Here is a 12,777-nt window from a genome sequence, read left to right as displayed (position 1 = left end):
GAGCACGGAAAGGAGCGGAAGTGAACTACTCCGTAGGACAGGTCGCCGGGTTCGCCGGCGTCACCGTGCGCACCCTGCACCACTACGACGAGATCGGCCTGCTGGTGCCGGGCGAGCGCAGTACCGCGGGCCACCGGCGCTACGGCGACGCCGACCTGGACCGGCTGCAGAAGATCCTGTTCTACCGGGAGCTCGGCTTCCCGCTCGACGAGGTCGCGGCCCTGCTCGACGGCGAGGCCACCGGAAAAACGGACCTGCGCGCACATCTGCGCCGGCAGCACGAACTGCTGACCGCCCGGATCGGGAAGCTGCAGAAGATGGCCGCGGCCGTGGAGCACGCCATGGAGGCACGCAGGATGGGCATCAACCTCACCCCCGAAGAACGCTTCGAGGTCTTCGGCGACAAGGACCCCGAGCAGTACGCCGAGGAGGCCGAGCAGCGCTGGGGCGGCACCGAGGCGTACGCCGAGTCCCGGCGCCGCGCGGCCCGCTACACCAAGGCCGACTGGCAGCGGATGAAGGCCGAGGTCGACGACTGGAGCGCGCGTTACGCCGCCCTGGTGACCGCCGCCGAGCCACCCACCGGCGAACGGGCCATGGACATGGCGGAGGAGCACCGGCGGCACATCTCGGCCTGGTTCTACGACTGCCCGCCCGAGATGCACCGCTCCCTCGCCGCGATGTACGTGTCCGACGAGCGCTTCAGGGCCTTCTACGACTCGATGGCCCCGGGCCTGGCCGAGCACCTGAAGGAGGCGATCGAGGCGAACGCGGCCCGGCACACGGCGTGACCGCGCCCTGTCTGTGCCTCCTATGCCTCGCCCACTCCTCGCCCGCTCCTTGCCTACTCCTCGCCCACTCCTTGCCTACTCCTTGTCGAGGATGACGGCGGTGCCGTAGGCGCACACCTCGGTCCCCGTGTCCGCCGCCTCGGTCACGTCGAACCGGAAGGCCAGCACGGCGTTGGCACCACGCGCGCGTGCCTGCTCGATGAGCCGTTCCATGGCCTGGTTGCGGGTCTGGACGAGCGTTTTCGTCAGCCCCTTCAGCTCACCCCCGATCATCGACTTCAGGCCCGCACCGATCTGGCTGCCCAGGTGCCGGGAGCGCACGGTCAGCCCGAAGACCTCGCCGATGACCTCCCGCACCCGGTACCCGGGAACGTCGTTCGTGGTGACCACCAGCACATCGGCCTGCGGTCCCTGACCGCCGCCGTACTCTTCGATACCCATGTCCACAGCCATTCCCCAGGCCGGGCACAGTGCATCCTGGTTCCACCGGTGGAACCTGGGGCGGACACATTGCGTTGATAGTTTTGTGCGCCCGCACCAGGAACCCGCAGTGCCTTCACCTCACAGGAGCCCGGAACCGTGACGACCGGAACGTCTATGACGCTCGCCCTCGGCCCGAGCTGGCTGGATCCGAACCAACTTCTCGACTCGTTCGGCATCTGGGGCCTGCTCCTGGTGGTCTTCGCCGAGTCCGGACTCCTGATCGGCTTCTTCCTCCCGGGCGACTCGCTCCTCTTCACCTGCGGCCTGCTGATCACCTCGAACCAGCTGGACTTCCCGCTGTGGGGCGCCATCGCCTTGATCTGCCTCGCCGCGATCCTCGGTGACCAGGCGGGCTACATGTTCGGCAAGAAGGTCGGCCCGTCGCTCTTCAACCGCCCGGACTCCCGCCTCTTCAAGCGGGAGAACGTCACCAAGGCGCACGAGTTCTTCGAGAAGCACGGCCCGAAGTCCCTGATCCTGGCCCGCTTCGTGCCGGTGATCCGCACGTTCACGCCGATCATCGCCGGCGTCAGCGGTATGGCGTACCGCTCGTTCCTGACCTTCAACGTCATCGGCGGCGTCCTGTGGGGCGCCGGCGTCACCCTGCTCGGCTCCTGGCTCGGCAAGATCGAATTCGTCAACAACAACATCGAGGCGATCCTGATCCTGATCGTCCTGGTCTCGGTGGTCCCGATCGTCATCGAGTTCCTGCGGGCCCGCGCGAAGGACAAGAAGGCGGCCGCACAGGAGCCGGAGCCGCAGCCGGTCCGGCAGCACCCGGCACCCCCGGTGATGGACGACGCGACGACCCAGCTGCGCAGGATCGAGCCGACGTACACCCCACAGCAGCCCCAGCAGCAGTACGGCCAGCAGCCCCAGCAGCAGTACGGCCAGCAGCCTCAGCAGCAGTACGGGCAGCAGCCCCAGCCCCAGCAGCAGTACGGGTACGGCCAGCAGCAGCCGTACTACGACCAGAACGGCTACGGCCAGCAGAACCCGTACACCGAGGACCACTACCGGGCGCCGTAAGCGAAAGCGCCCCTTTAGGGGCGCGGGGAACTGCGCGACCAGCCACGACGTACCCGCACCCGCCGACGTACCCGCACCGGCTCCCCCTCAGGCGCTCAGAACCCCCTCGTCCGCTTCGCGGCCCTCCGCTTCCCGGCCGACCCCACCCGCAGGGTCAGCCGGGAGATCTCCGACCCCAGATTGACCCCGATGGCGATGGCCATGGCGAGCGACGCCGCCTTGGCCAGTGACACCAGCCCCTTGTCGACCTCGTTCTGGGCCATCGACAGCAGCCCGAAATAGGTCGCCGACCCCGGCAGCAGGGGCCCGATCGCCGCCGTCGTGTACGGCAGCGCGGAGGCGAACCGGTACCGCGACAGCAGCTGCCCGAACAGCCCCACCAGCCCCGCCGCCACCGCCGTGGAGGCGACCGGCGAGATCCCCCCGGCGTAGCGCATCGCTCCGTAGACCGACCACGCCACGCCCCCGTTGAGGGTCACGGCCAGCACGGTGGATCGTTCCTGCTGGAGCAGTACGGCGAAGGTCAGCGACAGCACCATGGACGCGGCGATCTGGATCAGCGGCCGCTCGGAGACGCCGAGCGCCACGTCGGGGTTGAGGCTGCCGCCCAGCTTCACGCCGAAGTACAGGATCGTCAGCACCCCGATGACGATGCCGACGAAGAAGTACATGACCTCCAGCAGACGCGCGGAGGCGGTGATGTAGAAGCCGGTGAGCCCGTCCTGGACGCTCGCGACGAGGGCCCGCCCGGGCAGCAGCGCGAACAGCCCACCGGTGACGACGGCGGACGCCGCGACATCGACGTGGGCGAGCGAGAAGGCGACCCCGATCGCGGCCGGCGGCATCGCGGCGATCATGAACTGGTAGAACTCCGGCAGCCCCCGCCCCGCGCAGAGCCACGCCAGCCGGTCGCCGAGCATCGCGCCGACCGCGGCCGCCACGAACACCAGCAGGTCACCGCCGACCAGCACGGAGGCGGCCCCGGCGAGCAGCCCGCTCGCCGCGGTCAGCGCCCAGCCGGGGTACGGGTGCCGGTTACGGCGGATCTCCGCGAGCCGCCGGTAGGCCTCCTCCAGGGAGACGTGGGCCTCGGGGTCGGTGAGGTCGTCCACGAGCCGGAAGACGGCGGACAGGCGCGTGTAGTCCGTCCCGCGCCGCCGCACCGTCCGGGACGCGGTCACCGGGTCGTCGACGAGCGAGGGCTGGTACGAGATCGCCAGCAGCGTGAACGTGACGTTCGGCTCGCAGCGGTCGAGCCCGTACGACCGGCAGACCGCGAACATCGCGGCCTCCACGTCCTCCGAGCCCTCGCCGCCCGCAAGCAGCAACTCCCCGATACGCAGGGTCAGGTCGAGCACGCGCGGGACGGCGGGAGCGCCCTCCTCGGTCTTCTGCACCGGTTCCAGCGCCGGCCGCTCGGCCACCGGCATGCGCAGCATCGTGCGCATCCGGTCCTGCCAGGGCGCGTCCTTGACGAGGCTGACCGCGGGGAACCCGGAGGCGGGCGTGAAGACGGCCGGGGCCTCCTGGGCGCTGTAGGTGCTCGGCAGGCTGAACGCCGACCCCTCCGCCTCGGCACCCGCCGGCTGCGGCGCCGCGAGTCCCTCCGGCACCGCGAACTCGGACGTCGTCTCCGGCTCGCCGCCGCCCTCGGGGACCTCGATGCCCTGGGGGACGGCGAACTCGGACGTGAGTTCCGGGTCGTACCGCGCCTCGTCCGACCCGGGCTTGCGGTCCTCCGCCTCCGTCACCGTCGCAACGCTCCCTGAACGACACCTTCCACAACAGCCTCAGTATGCGCGTGACCACGCAGCGGACACGAAATCCGGCGGCCGCGAAGAACGCGGGCACGGAAAACGGGCCCCACGCGTGCGTGCGGCCCGTCTCCCGGTTACGGCTTGCGGGGTGGTCTCAGTGACCGCCCGTCTCCTTGAAGCGCTTGTAGGACCGCTCGATCTCCGCCTCGGCGTCGGTGCGGCCCACCCAGTTGGCGCCCTCGACGGACTTGCCGGGCTCCAGGTCCTTGTAGACCTCGAAGAAGTGCTGGATCTCCAGGCGGTCGAACTCCGACACGTGGTGGATGTCGCGCAGGTGCTCCACACGCGGGTCGGTCGCCGGGACGCACAGCAGCTTGTCGTCGCCGCCGGCCTCGTCCGTCATCCGGAACATGCCGATCGCGCGGCACTTGATCAGGCAGCCCGGGAAGGTCGGCTCGTCCAGGATGACCAGCGCGTCCAGCGGGTCGCCGTCCTCGCCGAGGGTGTTCTCGACGAAGCCGTAGTCGGTCGGGTAGGCGGTCGAGGTGAAGAGACGACGGTCGAGGCGGATCCGACCGGTCTCGTGGTCCACCTCGTACTTGTTCCGCGAACCCTTCGGGATCTCGATCGTGACGTCGAACTCCACCGGTGGCTCCTCCATGATCAACACATAGTTCTGATGGTTAAGTGTCCCCCACGCAGGTGTGTGATCGCGAAAGGGGCTGGTGGTCGTGCCAGAGCTGAGGCCTTGGCAGTCCGCGAAACCGCGTGTGCGGAAGATCGCGGGCGCCGTACGACCGCGTCTGGCACGCCTGGTGACGGCCACGAAATCGCAGGTCGCGAGGTTGCGGCGAACGGTCGGACCCCGGCTCGCACGCGCCGCGCGCGCGACGGGACCCCGGCTTGCCACCCTGGTCCGCCCCCCTCGGCCGCGGTCCGTGACGTTCAGGACCTGGCGGTACACCGCGGGCGCCGCCACGGCCGGGCTCGCGCTGGCCGCCGGTGCGGTGACCGCGGCGGGCCCCTGGGACGCCAACGGCCAGCGTACGGCCGAGCGGGACCGGGCCGTCGCCCCGGAGCGGACGGGTGGCACAGATCACGGCTCCGGTGCGGGCTCCGTCACAGCCGACGGCGGGCCCGCCCCCGCGCCCAGCGCCGGACCCGTCCTCACGGGGCTCAACGGCGCCACGAACACCGTGAAGTCGGCGCCCGCCGGAAAGTCCGTCGGCATCTCCGGAACGGCCGTCACGAACCTCCTGGGGCCCCTCCTGAAGGCCTCGGCGCTCGGCAGCGTCCGTACCGCCGTGGTCGTCGACGTGGCCAGCGGCAGCCGCCTGTACGGCTCCGGCGCCGACACCGCCCTGACCCCCGCCTCCACCACCAAGATCGCCACTGCCGTCGCCGCCCTCTCCGCGCTCGGCCCCGACCACCGCATCACCACGCGCGTGGCCCTCGAACCCGGCACCAGGGAGGTCGTCCTGGTCGGCGGCGGCGACCCCACCCTGACCGCCCGCAAGGACGCGGCCGGCTGGGCCAGCCTGCGCACCCTCGCCACCCAGACGGCGAAGGCGCTGACCGCGCGGGGCATCAGGCAGATCACCCTCTCGTACGACACCACCCTCTACTCCGGCCCCGACCTGCACCCCATCGGCGTCAACGGCAACCTCGCGCGCGTGAGCCCCCTGACGGCCGACGAGGGCCGCACCGACGACTCCGTCGAGGGACCCGTGAACCGGGTGAGCGACCCGGCGGCCGACGCGGCCCGGAAGTTCGCGGGCTTCCTGACGGACGCCGGCATCAAGACCTCGGCCCCGGGCACCTCCAAGGCGAGCGGCCGGGCCGACACCCTCGCCACCGTCTCCTCGCCGCCGCTGTCCGCGATCGTCGAGCGCATGCTGACCAACAGCGACAACGACATCGCCGAGGCCCTGGCCCGCCAGACGGCGCTCGCCGGCGGCAAGGCGGCCGGCTTCGACGGGGGAGCGGCCGCGATCGACGCCCAGCTGACCAAGCTGGGCCTGCCGATGACCGGCGCCTCCTTCCACGACGGCAGCGGCCTGAACCGCGACGACCGGCTGACGGCGAACCTCCTGACCGCCCTCCTCGTCATGGCCGCCGACGCGGACCGGCCGGGCCTGCGCGCGGTCCTCACGGGCCTCCCCGTCGCCCACTTCACGGGCACCCTCACCAGCCGCTACACGGACGGCGCGGCCGGCGTCGTCCGCGCGAAGACCGGCACCCTCACCGGCGTCAACACCCTCGCGGGCACGGTCGTCGACAAGGACGGCCGCCTCCTGGCCTTCGCCTTCCTGACCTCGAACACGACGAACCCACCAGCGGCCCAGGCAGCTCTCGACCAGGCTGCAACGGCCTTGGCGGGCCTGTGACCGCCGGGCCGCGACCGCCTCTCAACCACCGTGGGCAGGCGTTCCGCACGGCGATGGGGTCCCCCCGCTTGAGCGAAGCCGAGAGTGGGGGAGGGCGGGCACGGCGGACAGTGCCGGGCACCGTGAAACAAACCCCCGCCCCTGCCCACGCAAGCGCCCAACCCGACCCCACCACACAAGTCACGCCAACCTCACCAACCCCCACGGCCTGCCCCAACCGGTAGCGCTAACGTACGGTTGACGCATGACGAGCATCGGTGGCGCTGCTTCTTCTGGGATGGTCGACTGGAATCTCGCGGTGGCGACCGCGACCCGGCTCGTGCGGCCGGGGCCCGAGGTGAGCCGCGACGAGGCCCGGGTCATCGTCGCGGAACTGCGGCGGCACGCGAAGGCCTCGGAGGAACACGTCCGGGGCTTCACTCGTATGGGGACCGACGACATTCACGACACCCCCGTTCTGGTGGTGGACAGGCCCGGCTGGGTCAAGGCGAACGTCGCCGGTTTCCGCGAACTCCTCAAGCCGCTGCTCGAGAAGATGCAGGAGCGGCGCGCGGGCAGCCCCGGCGGCGCGGTCCTCGGCGCGGTCGGCGGCAAGGTCACCGGCGTGGAACTCGGCATGCTGCTGTCGTTCCTGTCGTCCCGGGTCCTCGGCCAGTACGAGACCTTCGCCCCCTCCTCCCGCGACCTCCCGGCGGACGAGAACGGCGGCGGCCGGCTGCTGCTCGTCGCCCCGAACATCGTCCACGTGGAGCGCGAACTCGACGTCCAGCCCCACGACTTCCGCCTGTGGGTGTGCCTGCACGAGGAGACGCACCGCACCCAGTTCACGGCGGTGCCCTGGCTGCGCGCCCATCTGGAGGGCGAGATCCAGTCGTTCCTGTCGGAGACCGATGTCGACCCGATGACCGTGCTCGAACGCATCCGGGACGCCGCCCAGTCCCTCGCCGGCAGCCGCCCCGAGGCCGAGGAGGACGACGGCGGACGGTCGTTCGTCGAACTCGTGCAGACCCCGGCCCAGCGCGAGATCCTCGGCCGGCTCACCGCCGTCATGTCCCTCCTAGAGGGCCACGCCGACTTCGTCATGGACGGCGTCGGACCCGCGGTCGTGCCGACCGTCGCCGAGATCCGCGAGAAGTTCCAGCAGCGGCGCGCCAAGGGCGCCTCCCGGCTCGACACGACGCTGCGCAAGCTGCTCGGCCTGGATGCCAAACTCCGTCAGTACCGGGACGGCGAACGGTTCGTGCGGGCCGTCGTCGAACAGGTCGGCATGGACGGCTTCAACCGGGTGTGGACCTCTCCGAACACCCTGCCGACCAAGGCGGAGATCGCCAAACCGGCGGACTGGGTCGCGCGGGTGCACCGCAAGTCCGAGTCGTGAACGAGCGGATGTGTGGTGAACGGAAACCGGCCGACGGCAGGCGAACGCCCCTCCAATCACCCGTCCGAGGGACCGTGAGCGATGGGTAGGCGTGCGATGCTCGGGGAACGGCCCGTTTCTGTCACCATCTACGTACTCTGAGTGACCGATCTCGGGCTCACCCCCCGAAAACTTCATGAAGGGAACCGGACATGGGTCCCCATCCTGCGGTCGCGGCGATACGCCTGGCGGTCCGCCGCGTCCTCCACGACATCCTCACCGACGACAGTCGGCACAGCCGTACCGCCGGTGAGCGCGCCGGTGGGCGCATCGGCGTGCGCCTCGCACGCCCCGCCGGCGGCCTCCCCGTGGTCCCCGAGATCCTCGAGATCCCGGAGCAGACACCGAACGAGCGGCCCCCCTCTCCGCTCGTCCTCGTCGCGTGCTCCGGCGGCGCCGACTCCATGGCGCTGGCCTCCGCCCTCGCCTTCGAGGCCCCCAAGCTCGGCATCCGCGCGGGCGGCATCACCGTCGACCACGGCCTGCAGCCCGGCTCCGACCTGCGCGCCGACGAGGTCGTCCTGCGCCTGCGCGAACTCGGCCTCGACCCGGTCGAGTCCATCACCGTGACCGTCGGCCGCGACGGCGGACCCGAAGCCGCCGCCCGCGACGCCCGCTACGCCGCCCTGGACGCCGCCCTCGAACGGCACGGCGGCACCGCGATCCTGCTCGGCCACACCAGGGACGACCAGGCCGAAACCGTCCTGCTCGGCCTCGCCCGCGGCTCCGGCATCCGCTCCCTGTCCGGAATGGCCGCGGTCTCGGGGGCCGGCGGCCGTTACCGCCGCCCGTTCCTCCAGCTGGACCGGCAGACCGCCCGCAAGGCCTGCATGGTCCAGGCCCTCCCGGTCTGGGACGATCCCCACAACGCGGACCCGGCCTACACCCGCTCCCGGCTCCGCCACGAGGGCCTGCCCGCTCTGGAGAAGGCCCTCGGCAAGGGTGTCGTCGAGGCGCTCGCCCGCACCGCCCAGCTCTCCCGCGACGACGCCGACGCCCTCGACACCTGGGCCAGCCAGGCCGAGGCCTCCGTACGGGACGCGGCGGGCCTGCTGGAGTGCGCCAAGCTCTACGCGCTGCCCCCCGCGGTCCGCCGCCGGATCCTGCGCCGCGCGGCCATCGAGGCGGGCGCACCGGCCGGTTCCCTGTTCGCCCGGCACATCGAGGAAGTCGACCGCCTGATCACCGGCTGGCGCGGCCAGGGGGCCATCAATCTCCCGGGCAAAGTCGTCGCCCAGCGCCAGGGTGGCAGACTGGTGATTCGGCAAGGCTGAATCCCGACCTCGCGGAGAGTTCCCCGGAGCTCCTCCGAAGGGCCGGGTAGGCCGGTGGGACGACCGACCGAAAGTGATGCGGGTGGACGCGAAAGACATGGGTGCCGACCTCCAGCAGGTGCTCATCACCAAGGAAGAGATCGACGCGAAGCTGGCCGAGCTGGCCGCGAAGATCGACGCGGAGTACGCGGGCAAGGACCTGCTCATCGTCGGCGTCCTCAAGGGCGCCGTGATGGTCATGGCGGACCTCGCCCGGGCGCTGTCCACCCCCGTCACCATGGACTGGATGGCCGTGTCCTCGTACGGCGCGGGCACCCAGTCCTCCGGTGTGGTGCGGATCCTCAAGGACCTCGACACCGACATCAAGGGCCGGCACGTCCTGATCGTCGAGGACATCATCGACTCGGGCCTGACCCTGTCCTGGCTGATCAACAACCTCGGCTCCCGCGAGCCCGAGACCCTGAAGATCTGCACGCTGCTGCGCAAGCCGGACGCGGCCAAGGTCGCCATCGACGTCGAGTGGGTCGGCTTCGACATCCCCAACGAGTTCGTCGTCGGTTACGGCCTCGACTACGCCGAGAAGTACCGCAACCTCCCGTTCGTCGGTACGCTCGCGCCTCACGTCTACGGCGGCTGAACCCCGGCTGATACGCCGGAGGGTCCACTTACGTAAGACGATCGGGAACCCCAGCGGGTTTCGCGCCGTTGGAGCATGCAGAGACGGGTTTCACCAGTCGTCCGCGCAGCTTCGTGCGGCTTCGGGCGACAATGCTGGGGTACCGTCAGAAGAACTGTCTTATCAAACTCACTATGGCAGGAGGGACGGGGCGACACCGCTCCGTATGGATGGACGTGAAGCGATACTTCCGTGGGCCGGTCATGTGGATCGTGCTGGCCGTCCTTGCCGTGGTCGTGTTGATGCAGGTCGTCGGCTCGTCCGGCGGCTACAAGACGGTGGACACCGGCCAGGTCGTGGCGGCGATCAATGACAACAAGGTGGAATCGGCCAAGCTGACCACCGGTGACGAGCAGACCATCAAGGTCACGCTCAAGAACGGCGAGAAGGTCGAGGGCAGCTCGAAGATCCAGGCGAGCTACATCGGCGACCAGGGCGTCACCCTCGCCAACACGCTGCAGACCAAGTACCAGGACAAGCAGATCCCCGACGGCTACACCGTCGCGCCGACCAAGCAGAACGCCTTCGTCAGCGTCCTGCTCTCCCTGCTGCCCTTCGTCCTCATCGTGGTCGTCTTCCTGTTCCTGATGAACCAGATGCAGGGCGGCGGCTCCCGGGTCATGAACTTCGGCAAGTCCAAGGCGAAGCTCATCACCAAGGACACCCCGAAGACGACCTTCGCGGACGTCGCGGGCTGCGACGAGGCCGTCGAGGAACTCCACGAGATCAAGGAGTTCCTGCAGGAGCCGGCCAAGTTCCAGGCCGTCGGCGCCAAGATCCCCAAGGGCGTTCTCCTCTACGGCCGCCCCGGCACCGGCAAGACGCTGCTCGCGCGTGCCGTCGCCGGCGAGGCAGGGGTCCCCTTCTACTCGATCTCCGGTTCCGACTTCGTCGAGATGTTCGTCGGTGTCGGTGCCTCCCGGGTCCGCGACCTCTTCGAGCAGGCCAAGGCGAACGCCCCGGCGATCGTCTTCGTCGACGAGATCGACGCGGTCGGCCGACACCGTGGCGCAGGCCTCGGCGGCGGTCATGACGAGCGCGAGCAGACGCTGAACCAGCTGCTCGTCGAGATGGACGGCTTCGACGTCAAGGGCGGCGTGATTCTCATCGCCGCGACGAACCGGCCCGACATCCTCGACCCGGCGCTGCTGCGCCCCGGCCGCTTCGACCGCCAGATCGCGGTCGACCCGCCGGACCTGCAGGGCCGTCTGGAGATCCTCAAGGTCCACCAGAAGGGCAAGCCGGTCGCGCCCGACGTCGACCTCGCGGCGGTCGCCCGCCGTACCCCGGGCTTCACCGGCGCCGACCTGTCGAACGTGCTGAACGAGGCGGCGCTGCTCACGGCCCGCAGCGACCGCAAGCTCATCGACAACCAGATGCTCGACGAGGCGATCGACCGCGTGGTCGCGGGCCCGCAGAAGCGGACCCGGATCATGTCGGACAAGGAGAAGAAGATCACCGCGTACCACGAGGGCGGACACGCCCTGGTCGCGGCGGCCTCCCCGAACTCCGACCCGGTCCACAAGATCACGATCCTGTCCCGCGGCCGCGCCCTCGGCTACACGATGGTCCTGCCGGACGAGGACAAGTACTCGACCACGCGCAACGAGATGCTCGACCAGCTCGCCTACATGCTGGGCGGCCGCGCGGCCGAGGAACTGGTCTTCCACGACCCGACCACGGGCGCCGCGAACGACATCGAGAAGGCCACGGCCACCGCCCGCGCGATGGTCACGCAGTACGGCATGACCGAGCGTCTCGGCGCGATCAAGTTCGGCGGCGACAACACCGAGCCCTTCCTCGGCCGTGAGATGTCCCACCAGCGCGACTACTCGGAAGAGGTCGCCGCTCTGGTGGACGAGGAAGTGAAGAAACTCATCGAGAACGCGCATAACGAAGCCTGGGAGATCCTGGTCGAGAACCGCGACGTCCTCGACAACCTCGTTCTCCAGCTGCTGGAGAAGGAGACCCTGAACAAGGAGGAGATCGCCGAGGTCTTCGCGGCGATCCACAAGCGGCCCGCGCGCCCCGCGTGGACCGGCTCCTCCCGCCGTACGCCGTCCACCCGCCCGCCGGTGCTCTCCCCCAGGGAGCTCGCACTGACCAACGGGGCGAACGGCTCGACGCCGGCGATCAGCACGGTGAAGTCCACGGCGGCCGAGCCCGCCACCGCGGTCGAGAAGGCCCCGGAGGACCGACCCGAGAGCTGAGTCACACCGGTCTCACCTGGCTCGGAATGGATGCCGCGCCCCCCAGGATCTAGCCTGGGGGGCGCGGCATTTCCGTAATGCCTGTACATGAGCGCGTGATCCACATGCGCACACCCGATGGAACGAGGCACCCCAGATGACCGACCCCGTGACCCTGGACGGCGAAGGCACCATCGGCGAGTTCGACGAGAAACGCGCCGAGAACGCCGTACGCGAACTCCTCATCGCGGTCGGCGAGGACCCGGACCGCGAGGGCCTGCGGGAGACTCCGGCGCGGGTGGCGCGGGCCTACAAGGAGATCTTCGCGGGGCTGTGGCAGAAGCCCGAGGACGTCCTGACCACCACGTTCGACATCGGGCACGACGAAATGGTGCTGGTGAAGGACATCGAGGTCTACAGCACCTGTGAACACCATCTGGTCCCGTTCCACGGCGTCGCCCACGTCGGGTACATCCCGTCGGTGACCGGGAAGATCACCGGGCTGTCCAAACTGGCCCGGCTGGTCGACGTCTACGCGCGCCGCCCGCAGGTGCAGGAACGTCTCACTACGCAGATCGCCGATTCCCTGATGCAGATCCTGGAGCCGCGGGGCGTCATCGTGGTCGTCGAGTGCGAGCACATGTGCATGTCGATGCGGGGGATCCGCAAGCCCGGCGCGAAGACCATAACGTCGGCGGTCCGCGGCCAGCTGCGGGACGCGGCCACGCGGAACGAGGCGATGAGCCTCATCATGGCCCGCTGACGCCTGCCCCT

General features: G+C 70.0%; 11 protein-coding genes. 8 read left to right on the top strand and 3 right to left on the bottom strand.

The window, feature by feature from the left end; all coding sequences use genetic code 11:
- The first annotated feature begins 20 nt into the window (after window positions 1–20).
- On the top strand, window positions 21–791 hold the full coding sequence (locus tag ACFZB3_RS25975) for a TipAS antibiotic-recognition domain-containing protein (RefSeq protein ID WP_391379031.1): 771 nt from the start codon (window positions 21–23) through the stop codon (window positions 789–791).
- Window positions 792–866: 75 nt separating this feature from the next.
- Here the strand turns inward: ACFZB3_RS25975 and ACFZB3_RS25970 are convergent, their stop codons facing one another.
- Window positions 867–1,232, bottom strand: a complete 366-nt coding sequence (locus tag ACFZB3_RS25970; protein WP_391379029.1) for a heavy metal-binding domain-containing protein — start codon at window positions 1,230–1,232, stop codon at window positions 867–869.
- Between the two features lie 156 nt (window positions 1,233–1,388).
- On the opposite strand from ACFZB3_RS25970, the gene ACFZB3_RS25965 reads away from it, so the two are divergent.
- On the top strand, window positions 1,389–2,303 hold the full coding sequence (locus tag ACFZB3_RS25965) for a VTT domain-containing protein (RefSeq protein WP_391379781.1): 915 nt from the start codon (window positions 1,389–1,391) through the stop codon (window positions 2,301–2,303).
- Between the two features lie 95 nt (window positions 2,304–2,398).
- On the opposite strand, the gene ACFZB3_RS25960 is transcribed toward ACFZB3_RS25965, so the two are convergent.
- Window positions 2,399–4,054 carry a threonine/serine exporter family protein gene (locus ACFZB3_RS25960; protein ID WP_391379027.1) on the bottom strand — a complete coding sequence of 552 codons (1,656 nt, stop codon included), beginning with the start codon at window positions 4,052–4,054 and terminating at the stop codon, window positions 2,399–2,401.
- 160 nt (window positions 4,055–4,214) lie between these two features.
- Window positions 4,215–4,706, bottom strand: coding sequence for an inorganic diphosphatase (locus ACFZB3_RS25955; RefSeq protein WP_018547987.1), 492 nt, complete (start codon window positions 4,704–4,706; stop codon window positions 4,215–4,217).
- A gap of 79 nt (window positions 4,707–4,785) precedes the next feature.
- Between ACFZB3_RS25955 and dacB the strand changes: the two genes are divergently transcribed.
- The 6 genes from dacB to folE all read left to right on the top strand — a co-directional run bounded on the left by dacB (window position 4,786) and on the right by folE (window position 12,766).
- Window positions 4,786–6,447, top strand: a complete 1,662-nt coding sequence (gene dacB, locus ACFZB3_RS25950; RefSeq protein WP_391379024.1) for a D-alanyl-D-alanine carboxypeptidase/D-alanyl-D-alanine-endopeptidase — start codon at window positions 4,786–4,788, stop codon at window positions 6,445–6,447.
- Between the two features lie 244 nt (window positions 6,448–6,691).
- Window positions 6,692–7,825 carry a zinc-dependent metalloprotease gene (locus ACFZB3_RS25945; protein WP_391379022.1) on the top strand — a complete coding sequence of 378 codons (1,134 nt, stop codon included), beginning with the start codon at window positions 6,692–6,694 and terminating at the stop codon, window positions 7,823–7,825.
- Between the two features lie 191 nt (window positions 7,826–8,016).
- A complete protein-coding gene (gene tilS / locus ACFZB3_RS25940) occupies window positions 8,017–9,138 on the top strand; it encodes a tRNA lysidine(34) synthetase TilS (protein WP_391379019.1) in 1,122 nt (373 codons plus the stop codon).
- A gap of 76 nt (window positions 9,139–9,214) precedes the next feature.
- Window positions 9,215–9,775, top strand: a complete 561-nt coding sequence (hpt, locus tag ACFZB3_RS25935) for a hypoxanthine phosphoribosyltransferase (protein ID WP_093500061.1) — start codon at window positions 9,215–9,217, stop codon at window positions 9,773–9,775.
- Between the two features lie 209 nt (window positions 9,776–9,984).
- Window positions 9,985–12,024, top strand: coding sequence for an ATP-dependent zinc metalloprotease FtsH (ftsH, locus tag ACFZB3_RS25930; protein ID WP_391379018.1), 2,040 nt, complete (start codon window positions 9,985–9,987; stop codon window positions 12,022–12,024).
- A 136-nt stretch (window positions 12,025–12,160) separates the two neighbouring features.
- Window positions 12,161–12,766 (top strand): GTP cyclohydrolase I FolE, encoded by a 606-nt coding sequence (gene folE / locus ACFZB3_RS25925; protein ID WP_351960910.1) that lies wholly within the window; start codon window positions 12,161–12,163, stop codon window positions 12,764–12,766.
- Window positions 12,767–12,777: the final 11 nt, after the last annotated feature.

It is taken from the genome of Streptomyces sp. NPDC008092 (assembly GCF_042957285.1).
In the GTDB taxonomy this organism is placed as follows: Bacteria; Actinomycetota; Actinomycetes; order Streptomycetales; family Streptomycetaceae; genus Streptomyces.
This window is presented reverse-complemented; position numbering and strand designations above follow the sequence as displayed.

Excerpts from the sequence above, each read along its gene's own strand:
- tilS (WP_391379019.1), top strand. The coding sequence starts at position 8,017 with ATGGGTCCCCATCCTGCGGTCGCGGCGATACGCCTGGCGGTCCGCCGC.
- hpt (WP_093500061.1), top strand. The coding sequence starts at position 9,215 with ATGCGGGTGGACGCGAAAGACATGGGTGCCGACCTCCAGCAGGTGCTC.
- ACFZB3_RS25970 (WP_391379029.1), bottom strand. The coding sequence starts at position 1,232 with ATGGGTATCGAAGAGTACGGCGGCGGTCAGGGACCGCAGGCCGATGTG.
- ftsH (WP_391379018.1), top strand. The coding sequence starts at position 9,985 with ATGGACGTGAAGCGATACTTCCGTGGGCCGGTCATGTGGATCGTGCTG.
- folE (WP_351960910.1), top strand. The coding sequence starts at position 12,161 with ATGACCGACCCCGTGACCCTGGACGGCGAAGGCACCATCGGCGAGTTC.
- ACFZB3_RS25945 (WP_391379022.1), top strand. The coding sequence starts at position 6,692 with ATGACGAGCATCGGTGGCGCTGCTTCTTCTGGGATGGTCGACTGGAAT.
- ACFZB3_RS25965 (WP_391379781.1), top strand. The coding sequence starts at position 1,389 with ATGACGCTCGCCCTCGGCCCGAGCTGGCTGGATCCGAACCAACTTCTC.